The organism is Micromonospora citrea (genome assembly GCF_900090315.1).
Classification (GTDB): Bacteria; Actinomycetota; Actinomycetes; order Mycobacteriales; family Micromonosporaceae; genus Micromonospora; species Micromonospora citrea.
The window spans coordinates 5,475,722-5,500,188 of sequence record NZ_FMHZ01000002.1 but is presented as its reverse complement, the minus strand read 5'-3'; the positions used below and the strand labels follow the sequence as shown (position 1 = coordinate 5,500,188).

The window sequence follows — 24,467 nt, the reverse complement described above, 5'->3', positions numbered from 1 at the left end:
GTGACCGCCGGCACGGTGCTGCTCCTGGCGCTGCTGGAGGACGAGGGGCTCACCCCCGCCGAGCTGGACGCCTTCCTCGCCGCCACCGAGACCGCCGCCCGGCGCGACGGCGCGGTGTCAGCGCAGGGCGCGGCGTCAGCGCAGAGCGCGGAACATCAGCAGGTAGCCGCAGTAGGCCAGTGGGACGGCCAGGAAGCAGACCAGGATGCCCAGCAGGGGGTAGCGCGGCGGCGTGCCGACGACCACGGCGGGCGTGCCCCAGCGACCGAGGATGAGCCACCCGGCGATCAGCGACACGGCGGGCAGCCCGGCACACATCCACGTGTAGAGCGTGCCGAGGCCGAGCGCCCCGACGCCGGAGGCGAGCACCATGACCAGCATCAGCAGCACGCCGACGCCGGCACAGCCGAGATAGACGGCGAGCGCCCGGGCCATCGGTGACCAGCCCGGCAGGAGCGCCGGGCGCTGGGCCAGCAGCTCGACCTGCTGGCCCAGCCGGTCGGCCTCGTCGGCCCAGCGCCGCGCCGACTCCAGCTCCGCCGCCGGGTCCAGCTCCCCGGCGCGCGGCGTGGGCACCCCGCCCGGCACCGCCAGCGCCGTCTCCCCCGGGCTTCCCTGGGGGTACGCCCCGACCCCCGGCCGCCCCGGCACGGCGGCTGCGCCGCCGACCGATCCCGTCCCCGGTGGCGGCAACCCGTGGGGCTGCCCGGCCGACGGCACCCCGACGGCCGACGGGCCGCCCGACGTGGGCGCACCCGCCACCGGCCCGCCCGACGTCGGCGCAACCGGAAGCGGGCCGCCCGGTGGGGCGCCGGGGGCGGGCTGGCCGGGGGGCGGGGGTGGACTGCCGATCGTGTGGCCGATCTGGTCGAGGCGCTGCCCCTGCGCGGTGAGCCGGCGATCGAGGTAGTCGACGGCGGCGTGCAGGTCCCGCTGGCGGGCCGACTCGGCGGCGGCGCCCTGCTCACCGGCCTGCCGCTGGGCGGCGAGATGACGAACCAGCGCCGCGTAGTCCTCGAAGGTGGACACTCAGCTCTCTCCGTCCGGCGGGTGCCCGTCGCGGGTGAACGGCACGATGAGGCGTACCCGCTGGTCGTGCCGGTCGACCAGCAGCGCCCGGTCGGAGCGCGGCTCGTAGGCCAGATCGTGCACGCCCAGGTGCAGCCCCAGCTCGGCGCCGGTCACGTTCAGCGCGACCAGACAGGCCACGTCGTCCCGGTTCTGGGTGCCACCGAGGTCGTCGGCGAGCCGGCGCAGGCCGCGCCACCAGCCCAGTAGGTGCACGCCCCGCCCCGGCCCCTGACGCAGCAGGGCACGCAGGTCCTCATGGGCGGAACGGAACGTCACCGGATCAGCGGCGGCGAGCACGGCGGAGGCGGCATCCATCCCGAACACGACCAGGTAGCTGCGGGCCGGCCCCGCACTGGTCGACGTCGCCGGGCTGGTCGCGGGCACCGGGACAGTCGACGCCGCTGGGCCGGGGGCCGACGCGGCCAGCGCCACGATCCGGTCGCGCAGGGCGTGCGCGTCGAGGAATTCCACGGTGTGGCCGGCGGCCACGAGCGCGGCGACGGTGTCGTCGACGGCCGGGTCGGCGGCGGCCACGAGGGATGCGAGCAGGAACCGCGCCTCGCCGGGGCCGTGCTGGCGGGCGAGGCTGAGGGTGGCCGCGCGCAGCACCTCGGCGGCGGTAACGGCGGTGCCCACGACGGCCAGGTGCCGGCCAGGGCTGGTGTCCATCATGAACAGCGCGGACGTGCCGTCCATGTCGACGGTGCGGCCGACCAGCGCCAGGGGGCGCCGGCCGCCGGGGCGCAGACCGGCGAACGTGGTGTCGTCCTCGACGCGGGCCCTCTCGTATCCCCGGAACACCGACGGCGGGCGGGCACCCGCCGGGCGGGCCTGCCACAGCTCGTGGCGCAGCCGGGACAGCGCGCCGGATTCGGCGTGCGCGTCGGGGAAACGGACGACCGTGTCGGCGCCGGTGGCCCCGGCGGCGGCGTTGAGCACGGCCGTGCCGACGCTCAGGGTGGCGGCGGAGGGGTTGTCGCGGTCCAGCACGCCGCCGCCACCGGGCAGCGCCACCCGCAGGGCGAACTGCCCGAAGACGGCCTCGGCCCGCCCGTAGAGGGCGTCGATACCGGTCATGCTCTGGCTGGCCAGCACCAGGTGCACCCCGTAGGAGCGGCCCTTGCGGGCCAACTCCTCCAACAGGTCCACCGACTCGCGGGCGAGCGCGTCCCGGCCGGCCAGCAGCACCTGGAACTCGTCGACCACCGCCACGACCCGGGGGGCCGCGACGTCGGCGGGCAGGTCGGCGAGCTTCGTGACGCCGTACCGCTTGAGCAGGGTGGCCCGGCGGTTCAGCTCGCGGCGCAGCTCGCGCAGCACGGCGACGCCGTACTCGCGGTCGCTCTCGATGCCCACCGCGCGGGCGTGCGGCAGCCAGGCGGGGTCGCGCTCGGTCGGCACGAACTCGGTGAAGCTCACGCCCTCCTTGAAATCGAGCAGGTAGAGCTGAAGCTCGGCCGGGGAGTAGCGGGCAGCCAGCCCGTAGAGGACGTCGAGCAGGAAGACCGTCTTGCCGCCGCCGGTGCGCCCGCCGACGAGCCAGTGCGGGGTGGCGTCGTCGAAGGCGACCGCGACGGCTTCCCGGCCGGCGCGCCCGACCACGGTACGCAGGCCGGCCCGGCCGGACTCCGTCCACCGGCGCGGGGGCAGCAGGTCGGCGAAGCCCACGGCGGCCTGGCGGCGGACGGCGGCGTCGAGGTGCCCCGCGAGGGCCGAGACGGCCGCCGGCGGCGGATCGCCGTCGAGCAGCACCGGCACGGCCAGCCCGCTGCCGTCGGCGCTGAACGGCGCGCCGGGCGGGTCGCCGACGTGGGCGTAGCCGTCGGAGGTCAGGCGCAGCGCGGTGGTGGTGCCCAGCGGCGGCGGTGGGGTGGCCGACGGCCCGGACGGCCAGCCGCCGACCAGGACGCAGACGGCGGCGGCCGGGCCGGCGTGGGTGAGCGCGGCGAGCCGGGCGGCCTCGCGAGGCGACGGGGCGGACGCGGCCACCACCAGCAACAGCTCCTGGTCGACGCGGTCGCCGTTGCGGGCGGCGCGGGCGTGCCGCTCCGCGTCGTCGAGCAGCGCGGCCACCTCCGCCTCGGTGGTGGCGGGCGGGTCGAGCACCCCGGCGTCGACCAGCGGGCGCAGCGGTCCGAAGGTGGCCCCGAGGGCGGCGGCGTCGAGCCCGGCGACCCGCAGCCCACCGGGCGGCGCGGTGGCCAACATCCGCAGGACGACGGCCCGCAGCAGCGCTGCGGTACGCGGGTCACGGGCGTCGACGTCGACGGACAGGTGATGGCCGCCGCCGAGGGGCACCAGCACGGGGAACCCGCCGCCAGCGGTGATCGCCTCACCGAGGCGGACCGGCCGGGGCGTACCGGTCAGCGGGGTGCCCGGAGCGGGGGCGGCGAGCGCGCCGCCGACGCGGGCCAGCCGGGCGACCAGGTCGGGGTCGGCCTCCGGTGGGGCGGGCGGTGGCGCGGCCCGCCACGCGGCGCGGGCGTTTTCGAGGTGGACGCGGGCGGCCCGGTGGGCGGCGACCGCCTGCCCGTACGCCGACGCGAGCCTGCTCACTTCTCGCTCCCGTCGCCGTCGCCCACCTGATCCACGAAGACCCTAACGGACACCGACGACACCGGACAGTGACGAACCCGGGCGCGGCGGCTGCGGTGTGAGGAAGTGCCCCTTCCCCACACCGCAGGTGGGCGGGGCGGTCAGCGGGTGACGGCGTTCAGGGCGGGCAGGTAGCCGAAGCGGTAGCCGTCGGCGTCCGGGTGGTACGCCTCGATGACGCCGCTGACGTCGCGGATCCACGGGTCGCCCGCGCAGACGCCGTGCCCGGCGAAGTACGGCCGGGTGTCGGCGAAGGTGGCGCCCGCCGCCCGGGCCCGGCCCGAGATGACAGTGGCGAGCACGTCGGCGGCCTCGTTGAGGATGGTCCGCTTGTAGGTGCTCATCGCCAGCAGGCCGCAGTAGTTGGTCTCGAACAGCCGCGGGTAGCCGAGCACGATCAGCCGGGCGTTCGGGGCCCGGTCGCGGATGGCGGCGTACGTGGCGTCGAGCCGGCCGGGCAGCGTGGCGGTGGCGAACGCCTTGGCCTCGTTGACGGCGTTGGTGCAGGTGGAGGTGCTGCCGAAGCGGCAACTGGTGATCACGTCGGCGAAGCCGGCGTCGTTGCCGCCGATGGTGATGGTGACCAGGGTGGTGCTGGTGCTCAGCGAGGCGACCTGGTTGTTGATCACGTCGGCGGTGACCGCGCCGCCGCAGGCGGCGAACTTGAAGCTGGTGACCGCGTTGGCGGCGGCCCAGAGCGGGGCGTACGACTTCTGGCTGCGCAGGCAGGTCGACAGGTCGTACGGGCCGGCGCCGACGCCGGAGGAGTAGGAGTCGCCGAGGGCGACGTAGTTGACGGTGGCGGCCTGGGCGGTTCCGGGAACGAACACCGCGCCGAGGGTGGCGGTGAGCACGGCGACCAGCGTGGCGAGGGCACGGGCCAGGGGGCGGTGGGGCATGGGGGACCTCCACGGGGACGGAGTGGTGGGGCCCGGTGACCGCGCGCGTGGCCAGGGACGGGGTTGTTACCAGGCGGTAATGCTATCGAAACATTCGCAACAATGGAATGCCCCGCGATCATCCGACGGGTCTAACGGGTTCACAAATGTCGATTAGGTTGGCCGGTGCGTACACCCCGACGGAGGGAGTCCACCCCGTGCGACGCGCTCTCACGGCGGCCATCGCCGCCCTGACCGTCACCACCGCCGGCGGCCTGGTCACCGGCGCCCCCGGCCACGCCGCCCCCTCGGGCTGGGGCCGGCCCGCCGTCCCCGCCGCCGCGCCGCAACCCGGCGGCTCCGGCCTGGGCGACAGCTACTTCCCCGACTACGGCAACGGCGGCTACGACGTCACCCACTACGACGTCCGGCTGCGCTACGACCCGGACACCGACCGGCTCACCGGCACCACCACGATCCTGGCCCGGGCCACCCAGGACCTGTCCCGGTTCAACCTGGACTTCCTGCTCGACGTCGAGTCGGTGCGGGTCAACGGCTGGCAGGCCGGCACCGCCCGCGAGGGCGCGCACGAGCTCGTGGTCACCCCGCGCCGCGCGATCACCGCCGGCCAGCAGCTCACCGTCGTGGTGCGGTACTCGGGCGTACCCTCGGAGACCCTCGTCGGCGGCTACACCGGCTGGACCCGCACCGCCGACGGCGCGATGGCGGTCAACGAGCCGGAGTCGGCCTGGTGGTGGTTCCCGAGCAACGACCACCCCCTGGACAAGGCCACCTACGACATCTCCGTGTCGGTGCCCACCGGCGTCGAGGTGGTCAGCAACGGCGTCCAGCCGCGCGCGCCGCTGCCCGAGGCGGGCAACCGCACCCGGTGGAGCTGGCGGACCACCTCGCCGACCGCCACCTATCTGGCGTTCCTCGCCATCGGCCAGTACGAGATCGTCACCGACACCGCGCCCGACGGCCGGCCGGTGGTCAACGCGTACAGCACCACGCTGGGCGAGCTGGGGCCGGCCGCGCGCGCCAGCATCGAGCGCACCGCCGAGATCGTCGAGTGGGGCAGCGGCCTCTTCGGCCCGTACCCCTTCGAGGCGCAGGGCGGGGTGGCCGGGCCGGTCGACGGCATCGGCTTCGCGCTGGAGACGCAGACCCGCTCGGTGTACGGGCCGGGCTTCTGGCGGCGAGGCGCCAACACCTACGTGGTGGTGCACGAGAACGCCCACCAGTGGTTCGGCGACTCGGTCTCGGTGGCCGACTGGAGCGACATCTGGCTCAACGAGGGCTTCGCCTCGTACGCGGAGTGGCTCTGGTCGGAGGAGCAGGGCGAGGGCACCGCGCAGGAGCTGTTCGACTTCACGTACGCCAGCCATCCGGCGGACGACGAGTTCTGGCAGGTGCCGCCGGGCGAGCCGGGCCCGGCCAGGATCTTCGACGACGCGGTCTACGACCGGGGCGCGATGGCCCTGCACCAGCTCCGCCTGGCGGTCGGCGACGACGCGTTCTTCAAGATCCTGCCGGCCTGGACCGCCGCGCACCGGCACGGCAACGCCACGATCGCGCAGTTCCGGGCCCTCGCCGAGCAGATCTCCGGACTGGACCTGGACGAGCTGTTCACCACCTGGCTGCTCACCCCCGGCCGCCCGAACGTGGCTGGAGCCGACCGCCGGGCCGAGCCGACGGCCGCGCCGCCCGCCGAGCCGAAGTCGTGGGCGAGGATCCGCGAGGCGCACGCGCTACTGGGCCGCTGACCGCCGCCCCGCCACCGCTGCAACCTCACCCTGGTCCGTCCGCGCGTCCCGCCGGGCGCGCGGACGGACCGGGCCGGTCGGGCGACCGGCTGGGCGGCCAGGCAGTCCGGGTGGCTGGGCAGTTTGGGTGGCTGGGCAGTCCGGGTGGCTGGGCGGCTGGGCAGTCCGGTGGCTGGGCAGTTTGGGTGGCTGGGCAGTTCGGGTGGCTGGACCGCCGAGCAGCTGGCGGCAGCCGGACAGCCGGACGAACATCCAGGCAGGCAGGCAGGTAGCCGGGCGGGCCGGAGGCCGCGGGATGACCGCACCGACGCTGTCGAGCTGATGTCGTAAACGAATCACCGTCGCCGTCTCGGCGTGCCACGCGTCGCACGCCGGCCACGCCAACGCACGGCAGGGCAACCCACCCCACGGCAGGGCAACCCCCATCGCGGCGGGCAACCCCCATCGCGGCGGGCAACCCCCATCCCGGCGGGCAACCCCCATCCCGGCGGGCAACCCCGTCACGGCGGGCAACCCCGTCACGGCGGGCAACCCCCGCGTACGACGGGCATCGCCGCCGCACGGAACCATGAGGGTCAGCTCTCAGGCGAAGTAGACAGGTCGTCCTCGGCGCGGGCAAGCGCACCGTTCACCGGGCGGCGCCATCGCCCGTTGAACGGCGGCACCCACGGGTTGGACGACGTTGCCGCCCCGCGCTTGCCCACCCCGTGATTCGTTTACGACATCAGCTCGACAGGCCGCCGTCATAGGGATGCCGCACCAGTCCGACACGCCACGGCACCATCCACACGCCGCAGCACCCGTCCCCATACGCCACGGCACCATCCACACGCCGCAGCACCCGTCCCCATACGCCACGGCACCGTCCGACACGCGACGGCACCGTCCGACACGCGACGGCACCGTCCCACACGCCACGGCACCCGTCCCACACGCCACAGCACCGTCCCACACGCCGCAGCACCGTCCGAGGCGCCGCACCGCGCACTGGCCCGGCAGGCGGACGCCGAGCCTGCGGCACCCGTCTGCCCGGACCGGACCGGCGGAGGTAGGCAGCGCCGAGCCCGGCCGGCGGGCGCCCCGGAGGCGCGATACCGCGCTGTCGAGGGCGGCGCCGGCAACCGCACCGCAACGCGCTGCCGGGGCCGGGGCCGGCCGGGGCCGGGGCCGGCCGGGGCCGGGGCCGAGCCCGGCAGGGACCGGGGGCGAGCCCGGCAGGGACCGGGGGCGAGCCCGGCAGGGACCGGGGGCGAGCCCGGCAGGGACCGGGGGCGAGCCCGGCAGGGACCGGGGGCGAGCCCGGCTGGGGCCGCCGCTATCGGGCCGCCAGGGGTTGCCGGGCCGGGTCGACCGGGGCCGGCAGGGCTCCCGTCCCGCCGAGGTAGGCGTGGATGGCCGACGCCGCGGCCCGCCCCTCGGCGATCGCCCAGACGATGAGCGAGGCGCCCCGGTGCATGTCGCCGGCGACGAAGACGCCGTCGGCGTCGGTCTGCCAGTCCGGCCGGGCGTCGACCGCGCCGCGTGCGTTGCGGGCGACCCCGAGCTGGTCGAGCAGCGGCTGCTCCTCGGTGCCCTCGAAGCCGATCGCCAGCAGCACCAGGTCGGCCGGCAGTTCCCGCTCGGAGCCGGGGAGCGGGGTGACGATCCGCCGCCCGTCCCGCTTCTCCACTGTCACCTCGGCGATCCGCACCGCCCGCACCTGGCCGGTGCCGTCGTCGACGAACTCCTGCACCGCGACGGCGAAGACCCGCTCGCCGCCCTCCTCGTGCGCCGGGTAGCTGCGCAGCAGCCACGGCCAGGTGGGCCACGGGTCCCGGGCCTCGTCCCGGGTCTGCGGCGGCTGCGGGTAGAGGTCCAGCTGGTATACGCCGGCGGCGCCCTGCCGGTGCGCCACGCCCAGGCAGTCTGCCGCGGTGTCGCCGCCGCCGATGATCACGACGTGCCTGCCGGCCGCGTCGATCGGCGTGCCGTCGGGCAGCACCGCCGGATCGGGCCGGCCGCCGGCCGCCGCGGCGACCACCCGGTTGGCGGCGACGAGGTGGTCCATCGCCTGGTGTACGCCGCGCAGACCCCGACCCGGAGTCTCCGGGGTGTCCCGGCCCCGCAGCGCGCCGCAGGCGAGCAGCACCGCGTCGTGCTCGGCGCGCAACTGCTCGGCGGTGACGTCCACACCGACGTTCACCCCGGTGCGGAAACGCACCCCCTCGGCGGCGAGCTGGGCCAGCCGCCGGTCGATGTGGACCTTCTCCAGCTTGAAGTCGGGGATGCCGTACCGGAGCAGGCCGCCGATCGCGTCGTCGCGCTCGTACACCGTCACGGCGTGACCGGCGCGGGCGAGCTGCTGCGCGGCGGCGAGCCCGGCGGGGCCGGAGCCGACCACGGCGACCGACCGGCCGGTCGGCGCGGGCCGCGGGCGCGGCGACAGGCCGCCCCGCGCGACTGCCGCGTCGGCGATCTCCACCTCGACCTGCTTGATGGTGACGGGCTGACCGCCGCCGATGCCGAGCACGCAGGCCGCCTCGCAGGGCGCCGGGCAGAGCCGGCCGGTGAACTCGGGGAAGTTGTTGGTGGCGTGCAGCGACTCCACCGCGGCGTCCCAGTTGCCCGTGCGGACCAGGTCGTTCCAGTCCGGGATGCGGTTGCCCAGGGGGCAGCCGTCGTGGCAGAACGGGATGCCGCAGTCCATGCAGCGGGTGGCCTGCTCACGGATCAGCTCCTCGCCGGCCGGTGGGTACACCTCCCGCCAGTCGCTGATCCGCACCGGCACCGGGCGGCGCGCGGGCAGCCGCCGGTCGTAGCGCAGGAAACCGTTCGGGTCAGGCACGAGCCACCTCCTGGACCGCCGCCCGCGGGGCGGGCGTGGTCGGCACGGACTTCGCGGCGGGCGCGGAGAGCGCGCTCATCACCGCGTCGTCGACGTCGCGGCCGGCGGCTTCGGCGGCCCGCATGATCTCCACAACCCGGCGGTAGTCGCGGGGCACCACGGCGGTGAACTCCGCAACCGCCTCCGGCCAGCGCTTGAGCAGCCCCTCGGCGACCGACGAGTCGGTCTCGGCGAAGTGCCGCTGCACCAGTTCGTGCAGCACGGCCTGCTCCTCCTCCGACAGCGGGGCCAGGTCGACCAGTTCGGCGTTGACCCGGCGGCGGTCCAGCCGGTACACGAACGCGGTACCGCCGGACATGCCGGCGGCGAAGTTGCGGCCGGTCGGCCCCAGCACCACCACGGTCCCGCCGGTCATGTACTCGCAGCCGTGGTCGCCGACGCCCTCGACGACGGCCACCGCGCCGGAGTTGCGCACCGCGAACCGCTCCCCCACCCGGCCGCGCAGGAACAGCTCGCCCGCCGTGGCCCCGTAGAGGATGGTGTTACCGGCGATGGTCTGGTCCTCGGCGCGCTGCCCCGCCGGAGCGTCGCCGTCGACGAACGGCGCGGTGGCGTCCGGCCGGACGACGAGCCGGCCGCCGGAGAGTCCCTTGCCGACGTAGTCGTTGGCGTCTCCGTGCAGGCGCAGGGTCACCCCGGGCGGCAGGAACGCGCCGAACGACTGCCCGGCGGTGCCGCGCAGCGTGAACTCGATCGTGTCGGCGGGCAGGCCCGCCCCGCCGAAGCGGCGGGTCACCTCGCCGCCGAGCATCGCGCCGACGCTGCGGTGCTCGTTGCGCACCGCCACCGCCACCCGCACCGGCGTACGGTCGCGCAGCGCCGGGGCGGCCAGCGCGATCAGCTCGTTGTCCAGTGCCAGCTCCAGGCCGTGGTCCTGGGCCCGTACGCCCCGGCGGGCGGCCCCGGCCGGCAACTCCGGCAGGTGCAGCACGGGGGTCAGGTCGAGCCCGCCGGCCTTCCAGTGCGCGATCGCCGGGGCGACGTCGAGCAGCTCGGCCTGCCCGATGGCCTCCTCGATCGAGCGCAGGCCCAGCTCGGCGAGGTAGCCGCGGACCTCCTCGGCGAGGAAGAGGAAGAAGTTCTCCACGAACTCGGGCCGCCCGGTGAAGCGTTCCCGCAGCACCGGGTTCTGGGTGGCGATGCCGACCGGGCAGGTGTCGAGGTGGCAGACGCGCATCATCACGCAGCCCTCGACGATCAGCGGCGCGGTGGCGAAGCCGAACTCCTCGGCGCCGAGCAGCGCCGCGACCAGCACGTCGCGGCCGGTCTTGAGCTGCCCGTCGACCTGCACGGTGACCCGGTCGCGCAGCTTGTTGAGCAGCAGCGTCTGCTGCGCCTCGGCCAGCCCCAGCTCCCACGGGGTGCCGGCGTGCTTGAGCGAGTTCAGCGGCGACGCGCCGGTGCCGCCGTCGTGGCCCGAGATCAGGATGACGTCGGCCTTGAGCTTGGCCACGCCCGCCGCCACCGTGCCGACGCCCACCTCGCTGACGAGCTTGACGTGCACCCGCGCGGACGGGTTGACGCACTTCAGGTCGTGGACGAGCTGCGCGAGGTCCTCGATGGAGTAGATGTCGTGGTGCGGCGGCGGGGAGATCAGGCCCACGCCGGGGGTGGCGTGGCGGGTACGGGCGATCCACGGCCAGACCTTGTTGCCGGGCAGCTGCCCGCCCTCGCCAGGCTTGGCGCCCTGCGCCATCTTGATCTGGAGGTCGTCGGCGTTGACCAGGTATTCGCTGGTCACCCCGAACCGGCCGCTGGCGATCTGCTTGACCGCGGAGCGGCGGGCCGGGTCGTGCAGCCGCTCGACGTCCTCGCCGCCCTCGCCGGTGTTGGACTTGCCGCCGAGGCGGTTCATCGCGATCGCCAGGGTCTCGTGCGCCTCCGCCGAGATCGACCCGTACGACATGGCGCCGGTGGCGAACCGCTTGACGATCTCGGTGGCCGGCTCGACCTCCTCGATCGGCACCGGGGGCCGCACGCCCGTACGCAGCCGGAACAGCCCGCGCAGCGAGCCGGCCCTCGCGGCCAGCTCGTCGACCTTGGCGGTGTACTGCCGGAACACGTCGTACTGGCGGCTGCGGGTGGCGTGCTGGAGCAGGAATACCGTCTCCGGGTTGAACAGGTGCAGCTCGCCCTCGCGGCGCCACTGGTACTCGCCGCCCACCTCGAGACGGTCGGACGCCGTGGCGCCCGGCGCCGGCCAGGCCAGCGAGTGCCGGGCGGCGACCTCGGCGTGGATGCCGTCCAGCCCGATCCCGCCGATCTTGCTCGGGGTGCCGCGGAAGTAGCGCTCGACGAGCCGGGAGTCGAGCCCGACGGCCTCGAAGACCTGCGCCCCGCAGTACGACGACACCGTCGAGATGCCCATCTTGGACATGATCTTGAGGACGCCCTTGCCGAGGCCCTTGACGTAGTTGCGGACCGCCGTGGTGCGCTCGACGCCGACCAGCGCGCCGGTGGAGATCATGTCCTCCACCGACTCGAACGCCAGGTACGGGTTCACCGCCGCCGCGCCGTAGCCGATCAGCACCGCCGCGTGGTGCACCTCGCGGCAGTCGCCGGACTCGACGACCAGCGCCACCTGGGTGCGGGTCTGCTCGCGCACCAGGTGCTGGTGCACGGCGGCGGTGAGCAGCAGCGACGGGATCGGGGCCAGGTCGGCGTTGGAGTCGCGGTCCGACAGCACCAGGATGCGTACGCCGTCCTCGATCGCCTCGGAGACGTGCCGGCAGATCTCCGTCAGCCGGGCCTTGATGCCGGCGCCGCCCTCCCGCACCCGGTAGAGCCCGGAGACCCGGACGGCCTTGAAACCGGGCAGGTCGCCGTCCTCGTCGATGGAGAGGATCTTGGCCAGCTCGTCGTTGTCGATGACCGGGTACGGCAGCACGATCTGCCGGCAGCTCGCCGGGCCCGGGTCGAGCAGGTTGCCCTCCGGCCCGATGGTCGACGCCAGGCTGGTCACCAGCTCCTCCCGGATGGCGTCCAGCGGCGGGTTCGTGACCTGCGCGAAGAGCTGGTGGAAGTAGTCGTAGAGCAGCCGCGGCCGGGTCGACAGCGGGGCGATCGGGGTGTCGGTGCCCATCGAGCCGATCGGCTCGGCGCCGCTGCGCGCCATCGGCGCGAGCAGGATCTTCAGCTCCTCCTCGGTGTAGCCGAAGGTCTGCTGGCGACGGCGTACCGAGTCGTGGGTGTAGACGATGTGCTCGCGCGCCGGCAGGTCGGTCAGCTCGATGAGACCGGCGTGCAGCCAGTCGGCGTACGGCTGCTCGGCCGCCAGTTCGGCCTTGATCTCCTCGTCGTGCACGATGCGGCCGGCGACGGTGTCGACCAGGAACATCTTGCCCGGCTGGAGCCGGCCCTTGGCGACCACCCGGGCCGGGTCGAGGTCGAGCACGCCCGCCTCGCTGCCGAGCACCACGAGCCCGTCGGCCGTCCGCCACCAGCGGCCCGGGCGCAGCCCGTTGCGGTCCAGCACGGCACCGACGATCTCGCCGTCGGTGAAGGCGACCGACGCCGGCCCGTCCCAGGGCTCCATCAGGCTCGCGTGGAAGCGGTAGAAGGCGCGCTTGTCGGCGGCCATGTCCGGGTCGTTCTCCCACGCCTCGGGGATCATCATCAGCACCGCGTGCGGCAGGCTGCGCCCGGCCAGGTGCAGCAGCTCCAGGACCTCGTCGAAGTTCGCCGAGTCGGAGGCGGCGGGGGTGCAGACCGGGAAGACCCGGCGGATGTTGCCGGGAAGGTGACCGCCGGCTCCGCCGGCGGCTGAGGAAGCGCCGCTGGTGAGCATCGACTCTCTCGCCTGCATCCAGTTGCGGTTGCCCCGGATCGTGTTGATCTCGCCGTTGTGCGCGATGAGCCGGTACGGGTGCGCCAGCGGCCAGGACGGGAACGTGTTGGTGGAGAAGCGGGAGTGCACCAGCGCGATCGCGCTCTGCACCCGCTCGTCGGTCAGCTCCGGATAGAACGCCGGCAGCTGGTCGGGGGTCAGCATGCCCTTGAACACCATGGTCCGCGCCGACAGCGACGGGAAGTACGCCGGCACGCCCCGCTCGGCGCTCTCCCGCTCCGCCTGCTTGCGCAGGCAGAACGCCACCCGCTCCAGCTCGATGCCGCGCAGCGGCGACCCGGCCGGCCCGGCCGGCGAGTCGGTGAGCCGATGCGCGGCGAGGAAGAGCTGCCGGACGCGGGGCATCGCCGCGAGGGCGGTCTCGCCGAGGCCGCGCGGGTCGACCGGCACGTCGCGCCAGCCGAGCACGTCGGCGCCCTCGACCAGCGCGTACTTCTCGACCACGCGGCGGGCGCGGGCCTCGGCGGCGTCGTCGTCGGGGAGGAAGACCAGGCCGGTGGCGTACTCGCCGGCGGGCGGCAGCGGGAAGTCGACAGTCGCGCGCAGGAACGCGTCCGGCACCTGGATCATGATTCCCGCGCCGTCACCGGTGTTCGGTTCCGCGCCCCGGGCGCCCCGGTGGTCCAGCCGGCGGAGCGCGTGGAGGCCGTTGGCCACGACCGCGTGCGAGCGCCGCCCGTGCAGGTCCGCCACGAAGGCCACGCCGCAGGCGTCGTGCTCCTGCGCGGGATCGTAGAGCCCGGCCGCGGGCGCTCCCGGGCCGAGGTGCGGGGCCTGCTGCGGGCTGCTGTGAGGGTACGGAAAGGCCACCGGGCCTCCTGTCGTCACTCAGGTTGGAACTCGATCGGGACGACGTCGGCCCTCAAGGGTCTATTGAGTCTACGTTAGGGTCCGGTACGCAAGGCCAGTGCAGATTGATCACACCTTCCAGAGTCTGGGACGTGTAGTCTCGCGCGGTGGATGGCGTGCGTACGGACCTCTTCGACCGGTTGGAACGGTTCTACGACGCGGTGCCCCGTGACGCCGCCCGGGCGGAGGAGCACGGCGCCCTTGTGCTGTTCGTCCGCGACGGCGCCGGCTGGCCGTTCTACGCACGCCCCCGGCTCGACGCCGACACGCCGCCATCGCTGGCCGACGTCGCGGCGGTGCGGGAACGGCAGCGCGAACTCGGCCTGCCCGAGGCGTTCGAGTGGGTGCACGAGACGACCCCCGACCTGCTGGCGGTGGCCCGCTCGGCGGGCCTGTCGGTGCTGGAGGCGCCGCTGATGGTGCTCGACCCGGCGGCCCTGCCCGACCCGGGGACCCTCACCGACGTACCGGTGCGGCTGCTCGACCCGGCGGACCCGAACTTCGCGGCGGACGTGGCCGCCCGCCGCGCGGTCGCCGCCGTCGGGTTCTCCGCCCCCGGCACCGGGCGCGGAGAGGCCGGCCCGGCGCAGCGGGACGCCGCCGTCGCGGAGATCGACGAGGCGGCGCTGGACGAGGAGCGCGCCCGCGTCGCCGACGGCCGCCGGCTGTCGGCGCTGGCCGGGACGCCCGCCGACGGCGCGCTGGCCAGCGGCATGGCGATGCGGGTCGGCGACGTCGCCGAGATCGCCGGGGTCGCCACGCTGCCGGCCGCGCGCCGGCGGGGCCTGGGCGCGGCCGTCACCGCCGCGCTGGCCCGCGAACTGCTGACGGCCGGCACCGAACTGGTCTTCCTCTCCGCCGGCAGTGAGGAGATCGCCCGGGTCTACCTGCGGGTCGGCTTCCGCCGCGTCGGCACCGCCTGCATCGCCGAACCCGCCCCCGTCACCCCCTGACGGTCGACCCCGCGGTGCCCGGTCCGCCCGTCCTCCCGCCACGACGTGCGTCCGCCGGGCGCGGCGGGTGGATCCGGCCGGAGGGCGCCACCGGTCCGCCCGTCCTCCCGCCACGACGTGCGCCCGTCGGCGTCCGACGGGCGCGGCGGGGTGGGTCAGGCCGGAGGGCGCCACTGGGCCGCCGTCGCGGCGGCCGTCGAGAGCAGGCGCGGGCTGAGGGTGCCGAGGGCGGCGTCGCGGGCGCGCAGCGCCAACGGGCCCCGGGCCTTCAGCACCGCCGACATCCGGCGGGTCTGCCGCACCACCGTCGCCGCCCGGGGCCGGCGCGCCCGGTCGTACGCGACCAGGGCGTCGGGCAGCCGGGACTCGCGCAGCAGCGAGGCGAGGGTGGCCGCGTCCTCGAAGGCGAGGCAGGCGCCCTGGCCGAGGTGCGGCGGCATGGCGTGCGCGGCGTCGCCGAGCAGCACCACCCCGCCCGGGCCGGCCGGGAAGGCGTACGACCTGGGCAGTGGCCGCAGCTCGCGGATCTCCTGCTGCACGAGGTCCGCCGGGTCGGTGGCGTCGAGCAGGTCGGCGACCGGGGCGGGCCAGCCCGCGTACCAGCGGCGCAGCAGGGCGAGCTGGGTCTCCGGCGGCTCGGGGCGGGGCGCGCCGGCGGCGGTGGCCACCCAGTAGATGCCGCCCCGACTGGAGGCGCCCGAGGAACCCCGCTCGCCCAGCGAGGCGGAGACGAAGCGGTAGCCGGCGCCGAGCACCTCGCCGCCGACGGGCCGGTCGGCGGGCAGCTTCGGCGCCCGGTACCAGGGGATCACCGCCCGCCAGGCGGCGCACCCCGAGCTGACCACCCCCGACTCCGGCGCGAGCTGCCGGCGCAGCTCGCTGTCGGTGCCGTCGCCGGCGACGACCAGGTCCGCCTCGATGGTGTGCCGGCCGTCGCCGACCGCCGGGCGTTCGCCGGGCTGGGCGCGGACCGTCCGCACCGTCACGCCGGTGCGCAGCTCGACCTCGTCGCCCAGGCCGGCGATCAGCGCGTCGTGCAGGTCCTCCCGGTGCACCACCACCGGCATCCGGTCGGGCGGGGTCGGGCGGGGCTGCACCAGCCAGTGCCCGTCCGGGCGGCGCACCCCGCCGTCGGGCAGCGGCGTGGCGATCGCCTCCAGGCCGGCGCCGAGCCCCAGGACGCGCAGCGCGCGTACGCCGTTGGGCCAGAGCACCACGGCGGTCGGCTCGGGGCGGACCCGGTCGGCCCGTTCCAGCAGGGTGACCCGCCACCCGGAGCGGGCGAGCGCGCCGGCGACCGCGAGGCCGCCGATGCCGGCGCCCACCACCACCGCGCTACGCATGTGGTGCTCCCCCCTCAGCTGTCGCGGTCGGCGGGGCGGGAGCCGCCGGCCCCCGCCCGGTCCTGCGGGGCCTCCCCGGCGCTCTCCACGGTGTCGGGCCCGACGGAACTGTCGCCGGTGGATCCGTCACCCGTGGGCTCGTCGTCCCCGGGCCGGTCGTCGTTACTCGGCGTGGCGTCGGCTGGCGTGGCCCCCTCCGCCGACGGCGTGTCGCCGCCCGTCCCGGCCGGCGTCTCGCCGGTCTCCCGCCAGCGCCGGTACTGCTGCTCGTCGACCACCCGGTAGCCCTCCGGGGCGACCGGCTCGGCGCCGGCCTCGCGGGCCGACAGGTCGACCTGCGAGACGTCGGAGTCGACGGGCGGCGCGGACGGCGGGACGTCGCCGACCGGGACGAGGTACTCCCGGGGGCCGCGCACCCGCACGAAGTAGGCGAGCGCGCCCAGGAAGACCAGGCCGGCGGTCCAGACGTTCAGCCGTACGCCGAGGATCGTGTTCGCCTCGTCGGTGCGCATCAGCTCGATCCAGAACCGCCCGGCGGTGTAGCCCATCACGTAGAGCGCGAACGCCCGCCCACGGCCGAGCCGCAGCTTGCGGTCGAGGACGAAGACCAGCGCGGCGACGCCGACGTTCCACAGCGCCTCGTAGGCGAACGTCGGGTGGTAGAGCCCCGGTTCGAGGATCGGGTTGCCGGCGTCGTCCCGCAGCGCCTGGCCGGGATTGTCCGGGTCCATCCGGTGGATCTCCAGCCCCCAGGGCAGGGTGGTCCGGCCGCCGTAGAGCTCGTTGTTGAACCAGTTGCCGAGCCGGCCGATCGCCTGGGCCAGCGGCAGGCCCGGGGCCAGCGCGTCGGCGACCACCGCGAACGGGATGCCGAGCTGCCGGGCGGCCATCCAGGCGCCCAGCGCGCCGCCGGCCACCGCACCCCAGATGCCGAGACCACCCTCCCAGATGGCGAACGCCTTCATCGGGTCGCCGCCGGTGCCGAAGTACTTCTCCGGGGAGGTGATCACGTGGTAGATCCGGGCGCCGATGATGCCCGCCGGCACCGCCCAGACCGCGATGTCAAGGACGGCGCCGGGAGCCACGCCGCGCTGGCGCAGCCGCCGCTCGGTGACCCAGCAGGCCACCACGATGCCGACGATGATGCACAACGCGTACGCCCGGACAGGCACCGGTCCGAGCTGCCAGACGGCGGTGCTGGGGCTGGGCAGGGCCGCCTGGGGTGTCAGCGAGGCGAGAGTCACGGGTGCACACGCTACCGTCGCCGGCCCCTCCGGCGGCACCCCGGTCCGCCGTCGCGCGATCCCGGTGACTTCTGGTTTGCGCCGCCGTAGGCTCTTTGTCCATGGGCGCGCTCACCTGGGCGGTCGCGGCGGTCGTCACCGACGACGCCGGCCGGGTGCTGCTCTGCCGGCAGGGCCGGGGCGAGCGTCGCCACGCGCTTCCCGGCGGCCGGCTTCGCCCGGCGGAGAGCCCGGCGCAGGCCGTGGTGCGCGACATCCGGGCCGAGACAGGCTGGGACGTCGAGGTGGTGGACCTCGTCGGCCTCTACCACCTCGCCGCGCCGTGCCCCCGGCCGCCGGCCGCCGCCTCCCCGCCGGCCGCCCGCACCACCTCCCCACCGACACCCGACGCCACTTTCCCGCCGACGCCCGACATCCCGGCCGGGTTGGCCGCGTCGTCGGCCGGACGCGCGGGGCCACTGCCGGACGTCCTGGTGCACGTGTTCCGAGCCCGCGTCCTGGGGGCGGGGCCGACCGGCGACCCGATGGGCGGCTGCCGCGTGTCCTGGCACGACGTCGCGGCCCTGCCAGAGGCGCTCACGCCGACCACCCGCGCCGCCCTGGCCGACGCGCTCGCGGGCCGCTCCGGCGTCCTGCGCGCGCCGCAGAGCCCGGACGCCACGACAAGCGCCGGTACCCCGCCGACCCCGGACACGGCGGCAAGCGCCGACGCGCCGGACACGGTGACGAGCACGGACCGACCGCAGAGCCCGGACGCCACCACGCGCACCCACCCACCGCCGCCGACCACGCCCAGGGCCACGCCGGCCCCACCCCCGGGCCAACGCGCGGAGCCCTCCACCGACCGCGTACCCCGCCCCTGACCCCCGCCGTCGGGGCCCTCCCCGCTCGGCGATCTTGCACTTGCTGCCCCGTCAAACGGGGCGTTCCACGCATTCCGGGGGCAGAAACTGCAAGATCGCGGGCGGTGGAGGGTGGGGAGGACGGTGGGTGGGGTGGGAGGGTCAGCGGGTGGGGGTGCGGACGCCTTCGGCCAGTTCGGCGCTGAGGGTGCGGAGGGCGGCCAGCCCGGACGCCTCGTCCGGGGCGTCGAGCAGGCAGCGGATCAGGGCACTGCCGACGATGACGCCGTCGGCGTACCCGGCGACCGTGGCGGCCTGCGCGCCCGTGCCGACACCCAGCCCGACACCAATCGGCAGCTCGGTGACCTCCCGTGTGCGGGAGACCAGGATCGGGGCCGCGTCGGAGGTCTTCGCCCGGGCGCCGGTGACGCCCATGATCGCGGTGGCGTAGACGAAGCCCCGGCAGTGGGCGGTGGTCATCGCCAGCCGCGCGTCGGTGGAGGACGGCGACACCAGGAAGGTGCGGTCCAGCCCGTACGCGTCGGAGGCGGCGAGCCACTCGCCGGCCTCCTCGGGGATCAGGTCCGGCGTGATCAGGCCGGTGCCCCCGGCCGAGGCGAGGTCGCGGGCGAAGGCGTCGACGCCGTAGCGCTCCACCGGGTTCCAGTAGGTCATGGTGACCACAGGCGCCCCCGTGGCGGCGACCGCCTCGATGATGCGCAGCGTGTCGGCGGTGCGTACGCCACCGGCGAGGGCGATGTCGCTGGCCTTCTGGATGACCGGGCCGTCCATCACCGGGTCGGAGTACGGGATCTCCACCTCGATCACGTCGACGCCGGCGGAGACCATCGCGGTCATCGCGGCGATGCTGCCCTCGACGGTCGGGAAACCGGCCGGCATGCAGCCGACCAGCACCGCCCGCCCGTCGGCGCGCGCCTTGTCGAACGCCACCCCGATCCGGCTCACGTTCTCACCGCTCCCTGTCGAGGATGCCGAAGTAGTCGCCGGCGGTGTGCACGTCCTTGTCGCCCCGGCCGGAGAGGTTGACGACGATCGTGGGCTCCCGGCCCAGCTCGGCGGCGAGCTTCGGGGCGATCTTGATGGTGCCGGCGAGCGCGTGCGCGCTCTCGATCGCCGGGATGATGCCCTCGGTGCGGCAGAGCAGCTCGAACGCGGCCATCGCCTCGTCGTCGTCGACGGGCAGGTAGGTCGCGCGGCCGGTGTCGTGCAGCCAGGCGTGCTCCGGCCCGACGCCGGGGTAGTCCAGCCCGGCGGAGATCGAGTGCGACTCGCAGGTCTGCCCGTCGGCGTCCTGGAGCACGTACGTCCGGGTGCCGTGCAGCACCCCGGCAGAGCCGCCGGTGATGCTGGCCGCGTGCCGGCCGGTCTCCACCCCGTCGCCGCCGGCCTCGAAGCCGTAGAGCCGCACGTCGGGGTCGCCGACGAACGCGTGGAAGATGCCCAGCGCGTTGGAGCCGCCGCCGACGCAGGCGGTGACCGCGTCCGGCAGCGCGCCGGTGAGGTCGAGGCACTGCTTGCGGGCCTCGTCGCCGATACCGCGGACGAAGTCGCGGACCAACGCCGGGAACGGGTGCGGGCCGGCGGCGGTGCCGATCAGGTAGTGCGTGTCGTCGACGTTGGCGACCCAGTCCCGCATCGCCTCGTTCATCGCGTCCTTGAGGGTGCGCGAGCCGGTGGTGACCGGCACGACGGTGGCGCCGAGCATCCGCATCCGGGCCACGTTGAGCGCCTGCCGCTCGGTGTCGACCTGGCCCATGTAGACCACGCACTCGAGGTCGAACAGCGCGGCGGCGGTGGCGGTGGCGACGCCGTGCTGGCCGGCGCCGGTCTCCGCGATCACCCGGCGCTTGCCCATCCGCCGGGTGAGCAGGGCCTGACCGAGCACGTTACGCACCTTGTGCGCCCCGGTGTGGTTGAGGTCCTCCCGCTTGAGCAGCACCCGCGCGCCCACCTTGGCGGAGAACCGCTCGGCCGTGTAGAGCAGCGAGGGGGTGCCGGCGTAGTCGCGCAGCAGGGCGCCGAACTCGGCCCGGAACGACTCGTCGGCCATCGCCGAGCGGTGCGCGGCGTCCAGCTCGTCGAGCGCCGCCACCAGGGCCTCCGGCACGAACCGGCCGCCGAACCGGCCGAAGTGACCGGCGGAGTCGGGCTGCGGACCGGCCGGGGCGGCCAACGCGTCGGCGCTCATGCCGACACTCCGCTTCGCTCCGTGCCGCCCTGAGGCACCATCACGCTGAGCCTGATGATTCGCTCGCTGCGCTCGCTCATGCCGACACTCCGCTTCGCTCCGTGCCGCCATGAGGCACCATCACGCTGAGCCTGATGATTCGCTCGCTGCGCTCGCTCATGCCGACACTCCGCTTCGCGTCATGGGATCGTCCTCTCGGTGCTGACGAACCGGCGCGGGATCAGCGCACCGGGCGGGGCGTGGCCGGGTGGTTGCCGGCGTTGACCAGCTCGGCCACCGCCTCGCGAGGGCTCTTCTGGGTGACCAGGCCCTCCCCGACCAGGACCGCGTCGGCGCCCGCCGAGGCGTACCGGATGAGGTCGTGCGGGCCGCGCACCCCCGACTCGGCGATCTTGACGACGCTGCTGGGCAGGCCGGGCGCGATCCGCTCGAACACCGAGCGGTCGACCTCCAGGGTACGCAGGTTGCGGGCGTTGACCCCGATCACCTGGGCACCGGCCTCCAGTGCCCGGTCGGCCTCCTCCTCGTCGTGCACCTCGACCAGAGCGGTCATCCCGAGGGACTCGATCCGCTCCAGCAGGCCGACGAGGACGTTCTGCTCCAGGGCGGCGACGATCAGCAGCACCAGGTCGGCGCCGTGCGCCCGGGCCTCGTGCACCTGGTAGCTGGAGACGACGAAGTCCTTGCGCAGCACCGGGATGGTGACGGCGGCACGGACGGCGGCCAGGTCGTCGAGCGAGCCGCCGAACCACCGCCCCTCGGTGAGCACGCTGATCGCCCGCGCGCCCCCGGCGGCGTAGTCGCCGGCCAGGTCTGCCGGGTCGGCGATCTCGGCCAGCCGTCCCTTGGACGGCGACGAGCGCTTCACCTCGGCGATCACCGCGACGCCCGGCTTGCGCAGCGCGGCGTACGCGTCCAGCGGCGGCGGCGCGGCGGCGGCCAGTTCACGGATCCGCTCCAGCGGAACCTGCGCCTGTCGCCGCGCGACGTCCTCGCGCACGCCGGCCAGGATCTCGTCGAGCACGCCTACGGACGCCGCCGGACCGGCCTCGTTGCCCTCCGCGTGCGCATGCTCTGCAGTCACCAACGGACTCCCCTCTCCGGGTGTCATGGGCCGATGCTAGGGGGCGCCACCTGGCGACAAGTGCCGGGGGTATGGCGTGCCTCACGAGATGGGCTGCGGCATAATGGCCGACTTCCGGTGAACGGGATGTCACGCAGGGCGACCATGCCCATCGACGGCCGTCACCCGCCCGCTCCACCCCCCACCCCCCTTACGCATCGACCTGATCCTATCCGCCCGCCCTGCGCCCCGCCCGGTTGCGCGCGACGGCCCGGGGTACGCCGACGGGCTGTGACGTAGCTCAAGGACGAAGGGCCCTTTCCCTGGTCGCGGCCCCGGACGCAGAGTTGACGTGTCGGTCACCACGGCGAAACGTGAGCCAGCCAGCATCTTTCTCGGGCAGACTCGACGTCGCGCCTGCCCCACCGACACCGACGATCTCCGTGCGGGGTGATCATGAGCACTGTCGAACCCAACCAGACCATCGGACTGACGACCATCTCGCGCACCGTCGCGTCCCTCGCCGTCGGCGTGGTGCACACCCTCGAGCGCGCGGTGGTCGGCGAGGCCCGGATGCGGACCGCGCGCGGCAACGCCTGGGAGGCCGTCTGCGCCGACCGGGCCCGGGCCGAGCAGCGGGCCGAACTCGACCGCCTGGTGGCGGAGCTGGCGGCGGCCCGGGCCGCCGCCCGGGCCCGCCAGCCGGTCAGCTGACCGTCGGGTCCTCGCCCCGGTCCAGCGCGTCCCACGCCTCGGTGGTGCGCCGGCCGGTGACCCGGCCGTCGGAGTCCCGGGCGACCGGCGCGCCGCCGTCCCGGGCCGGGCGCTCGTAGCGGGCGCCCATCGCCGGCCACCGCCGGCTGCGCAGCGCCGTCAGCAGCCCGCCCGCCGTGGCGAGCAGGCCACCCACCAGGCACAGCGCCGGCCACTGCCGGCTGACCTCGCCGTCGAACGCGGCGAACAGGCCGTAGCCGCCACCGGCCGTCACCGCCGCGCCGAGCCCGGCGAGCAGCCCGCCCAGCAGCCGCCGCGCCCGGCCCCGGGTGGCGAGCACCGCGCCGCCGCCGGCCAGCCCGACCAGGGCCAGCGCCGGCAGCCAGGGCAGCAGGTCGGTGCCCGTGCGGACATCGCGTACCGGCGGCAGCGGGGTGGGCCGGGCCGTCAGCTCGACCGCCCAGGTGCGCGTCGACGCCCACAGCGCCAGGCCCGCGCCGGCCACGCAGAGCAGCACCGCGTACGTCAGCTCGCGTCTGCCCGCGACCGCCCGGCCGCGTTCCTCGGCCTCGGCCGCCGCGGCGGTCGCCGGTTCGCCGCCGCGCGGCGTGGCGGCCGTCATCGGGCGGGCCGCAGGGTCTCGGCGGCGGCGATCGCGGCGAGCACGGCGGCGGCCTTGTTCCGCGTCTCCTGGTCCTCGGCGGCCGGGTCCGAGTCGGCCACCACCCCCGCACCGGCCTGCACGTAGGCGCGGCCGTCGCGCATCAGCGCGGTGCGGATGGCGATGGCCATGTCGAGGTCGCCGCCGAAGCCGAAGTAGCCCACCGTGCCGCCGTAGACGCCGCGGCGGACCGGCTCCAGCTCTTCGATGATCTCCATGGCGCGAACCTTCGGCGCGCCGGAGAGCGTGCCGGCGGGGAAGGTCGCGGCGAGCGCGTCGAAGGCCGTGCGATCGTCGCGCAGGGTGCCGACCACGGTGGAGACGATGTGCATGACGTGGCTGTAGCGCTCGATGGTGGCGAACTCCGGCACCTCCACGCTGCCCGGCAGGCAGACCCGGCCGAGGTCGTTGCGGCCCAGGTCGACCAGCATGACGTGCTCGGCCCGCTCCTTCGGGTCGGCGAGCAGCTCGGCGGCGAGCCGGGCGTCGGCGACCGGGCTGCCGCCGCGCGGCCGGGTGCCGGCGATCGGGTGCAGCAGCGCGCGCCGCCGCCCGTCGCCGTCGGTGGTCACCTTCAGGTGCGCCTCCGGGGAGGAGCCGACGATGTCGAAGCCGTCGAAGCGCAGCAGGTACATGTACGGGCTGGGGTTCGTCGTGCGCAGCACCCGGTAGACGTCCAGCGGGTCGGCGTGCGTCTCCCGCTCGAACCGCTGGGACAGCACGATCTGGAAGCACTCGCCGGCCCGGATCGCCTCCTTCGCCGCCTCCACGGCCTTCGGGTAGCCGCCCTCGGGGGTGCGGCTGCGCACCTCGCCCGACGGCGGCCGGGCGACCGTGGAGACCATCGGCGGGATGGGCCGGGACAGGGCGGTGGTCATCGCGTCGAGCCGGCCGACCGCGTGGTGGTACGCGGCGGCCACCAGCGCGCCGCGGTCCGGCTCGTCCGGCGGCGGCAGGATCGCGTTGGCGACGAGGATCGCCGAGCCGTCATAGTGGTCCAGCACCACCAGGTCGGTGGCGAGCATCATGCCCAGCTCGGGCAGGCCGAGGTCGTCCTCGGTCAGCTCGGGCAGCCGCTCGAACCGGCGGATCAGCTCGTAGCCGAGGAAGCCGACCATGCCCCCGGTCAGCGGCGGCATCCCACTGGCCGCGTCGAAGGCCGGGCCCGCCAGCGCCGCGACGGTCTCGCGCAGCACCCGGACCGGGTCACCGGAGGCGGGCACGCCGGCCGGCGGCTGCCCCGTCCACGTCGCCACGCCGTCCCGTTCGGTCAGCGTGGCGCTGCTGCGCACGCCGATGAACGAGTACCGCGACCAGGCCAGCCCGGCCGAGCCGACGCCCTGTTCGGCGGACTCCAGCAGGAAGGTGCCGGGGCCCCCGGCGAGCTTGCGGTAGACGCCGACCGGGGTCTCCGCGTCGGCGAGCAGCCGCCGGGTGACCGGTACGACCCGCCAGCGGGCGGCCAGCTCGGTGAAGGTGGCCACGTCGGGGCTGACCGCGCCGTCGCTGCGGGAGCCGGCCGCCACGCCGGGCGGCGCCGGGTGCGGC

General features: G+C 75.3%; 16 protein-coding genes. 4 read left to right on the top strand and 12 right to left on the bottom strand.

The features are described from left to right. Positions 1-135: 135 nt before the first annotated feature. The 3 genes from GA0070606_RS25175 to GA0070606_RS25165 form a co-directional block, all read right to left on the bottom strand. Entirely contained in the window at positions 136-1,029 is an 894-nt protein-coding gene (locus tag GA0070606_RS25175) for a hypothetical protein (RefSeq protein WP_091104984.1), read from the bottom strand. Further along, positions 1,030-3,627, bottom strand: coding sequence for an FtsK/SpoIIIE domain-containing protein (locus tag GA0070606_RS25170; protein ID WP_091104981.1), 2,598 nt, complete (start codon positions 3,625-3,627; stop codon positions 1,030-1,032). Positions 3,628-3,767: 140 nt separating this feature from the next. Then, positions 3,768-4,565, bottom strand: coding sequence for an SGNH/GDSL hydrolase family protein (locus tag GA0070606_RS25165; protein ID WP_091104979.1), 798 nt, complete (start codon positions 4,563-4,565; stop codon positions 3,768-3,770). Between the two features lie 197 nt (positions 4,566-4,762). On the opposite strand from GA0070606_RS25165, the gene GA0070606_RS25160 reads away from it, so the two are divergent. Further along, positions 4,763-6,310, top strand: a complete 1,548-nt coding sequence (locus GA0070606_RS25160) for a M1 family metallopeptidase (protein ID WP_091104976.1) — start codon at positions 4,763-4,765, stop codon at positions 6,308-6,310. A gap of 1,315 nt (positions 6,311-7,625) precedes the next feature. Here GA0070606_RS25160 and GA0070606_RS25155 read toward each other — a convergent pair. Both GA0070606_RS25155 and gltB read right to left on the bottom strand, forming a co-directional pair. Continuing rightward, positions 7,626-9,134 (bottom strand): glutamate synthase subunit beta, encoded by a 1,509-nt coding sequence (locus GA0070606_RS25155; RefSeq protein WP_091104974.1) that lies wholly within the window; start codon positions 9,132-9,134, stop codon positions 7,626-7,628. Then, entirely contained in the window at positions 9,127-13,851 is a 4,725-nt protein-coding gene (gltB, locus tag GA0070606_RS25150; RefSeq protein ID WP_091104971.1) for a glutamate synthase large subunit, read from the bottom strand. Before gltB ends, GA0070606_RS25155 begins: the two co-directional genes overlap by 8 nt. Before the next feature lie 146 nt (positions 13,852-13,997). Between gltB and GA0070606_RS25145 the strand changes: the two genes are divergently transcribed. Next, positions 13,998-14,843, top strand: a complete 846-nt coding sequence (locus GA0070606_RS25145) for a GNAT family N-acetyltransferase (RefSeq protein ID WP_091104969.1) — start codon at positions 13,998-14,000, stop codon at positions 14,841-14,843. Between the two features lie 155 nt (positions 14,844-14,998). On the opposite strand, the gene GA0070606_RS25140 is transcribed toward GA0070606_RS25145, so the two are convergent. Then, positions 14,999-16,186 (bottom strand): FAD-dependent oxidoreductase, encoded by a 1,188-nt coding sequence (locus GA0070606_RS25140; RefSeq protein ID WP_091104967.1) that lies wholly within the window; start codon positions 16,184-16,186, stop codon positions 14,999-15,001. Between the two features lie 14 nt (positions 16,187-16,200). Further along, positions 16,201-17,430, bottom strand: a complete 1,230-nt coding sequence (lgt, locus tag GA0070606_RS25135) for a prolipoprotein diacylglyceryl transferase (protein ID WP_091104966.1) — start codon at positions 17,428-17,430, stop codon at positions 16,201-16,203. A gap of 101 nt (positions 17,431-17,531) precedes the next feature. On the opposite strand from lgt, the gene GA0070606_RS25130 reads away from it, so the two are divergent. Next, positions 17,532-18,293 carry an NUDIX hydrolase gene (locus tag GA0070606_RS25130; RefSeq protein ID WP_091104964.1) on the top strand — a complete coding sequence of 254 codons (762 nt, stop codon included), beginning with the start codon at positions 17,532-17,534 and terminating at the stop codon, positions 18,291-18,293. Between the two features lie 141 nt (positions 18,294-18,434). On the opposite strand, the gene trpA is transcribed toward GA0070606_RS25130, so the two are convergent. The 3 genes from trpA to trpC all read right to left on the bottom strand — a co-directional run bounded on the left by trpA (position 18,435) and on the right by trpC (position 21,505). Next, positions 18,435-19,238, bottom strand: a complete 804-nt coding sequence (gene trpA / locus GA0070606_RS25125; RefSeq protein WP_091104962.1) for a tryptophan synthase subunit alpha — start codon at positions 19,236-19,238, stop codon at positions 18,435-18,437. Between the two features lie 4 nt (positions 19,239-19,242). Next, a complete protein-coding gene (trpB, locus tag GA0070606_RS25120; RefSeq protein WP_091104959.1) occupies positions 19,243-20,481 on the bottom strand; it encodes a tryptophan synthase subunit beta in 1,239 nt (412 codons plus the stop codon). 220 nt (positions 20,482-20,701) lie between these two features. Further along, positions 20,702-21,505, bottom strand: a complete 804-nt coding sequence (gene trpC, locus GA0070606_RS25115) for an indole-3-glycerol phosphate synthase TrpC (RefSeq protein ID WP_176737576.1) — start codon at positions 21,503-21,505, stop codon at positions 20,702-20,704. A 495-nt stretch (positions 21,506-22,000) separates the two neighbouring features. On the opposite strand from trpC, the gene GA0070606_RS25110 reads away from it, so the two are divergent. Beyond that, positions 22,001-22,258, top strand: a complete 258-nt coding sequence (locus GA0070606_RS25110) for a hypothetical protein (RefSeq protein WP_091108179.1) — start codon at positions 22,001-22,003, stop codon at positions 22,256-22,258. Here the strand turns inward: GA0070606_RS25110 and GA0070606_RS25105 are convergent. Both GA0070606_RS25105 and GA0070606_RS25100 read right to left on the bottom strand, forming a co-directional pair. Then, on the bottom strand, positions 22,251-22,880 hold the full coding sequence (locus tag GA0070606_RS25105) for a Trp biosynthesis-associated membrane protein (protein ID WP_091104953.1): 630 nt from the start codon (positions 22,878-22,880) through the stop codon (positions 22,251-22,253). The genes GA0070606_RS25110 and GA0070606_RS25105 overlap by 8 nt on opposite strands. Then, positions 22,877-24,445, bottom strand: a complete 1,569-nt coding sequence (locus tag GA0070606_RS25100; protein ID WP_091108177.1) for an anthranilate synthase component I — start codon at positions 24,443-24,445, stop codon at positions 22,877-22,879. The genes GA0070606_RS25105 and GA0070606_RS25100 overlap by 4 nt, the downstream gene beginning before the upstream one ends. Between the last annotated feature and the right edge of the window lie 22 nt (positions 24,446-24,467).

Excerpts from the sequence above, each read along its gene's own strand:
- GA0070606_RS25165 (WP_091104979.1), bottom strand. The coding sequence starts at position 4,565 with ATGCCCCACCGCCCCCTGGCCCGTGCCCTCGCCACGCTGGTCGCCGTG.
- GA0070606_RS25130 (WP_091104964.1), top strand. The coding sequence starts at position 17,532 with ATGGGCGCGCTCACCTGGGCGGTCGCGGCGGTCGTCACCGACGACGCC.
- GA0070606_RS25140 (WP_091104967.1), bottom strand. The coding sequence starts at position 16,186 with ATGCGTAGCGCGGTGGTGGTGGGCGCCGGCATCGGCGGCCTCGCGGTC.
- GA0070606_RS25105 (WP_091104953.1), bottom strand. The coding sequence starts at position 22,880 with ATGACGGCCGCCACGCCGCGCGGCGGCGAACCGGCGACCGCCGCGGCG.
- trpB (WP_091104959.1), bottom strand. The coding sequence starts at position 20,481 with ATGAGCGCCGACGCGTTGGCCGCCCCGGCCGGTCCGCAGCCCGACTCC.
- GA0070606_RS25110 (WP_091108179.1), top strand. The coding sequence starts at position 22,001 with ATGAGCACTGTCGAACCCAACCAGACCATCGGACTGACGACCATCTCG.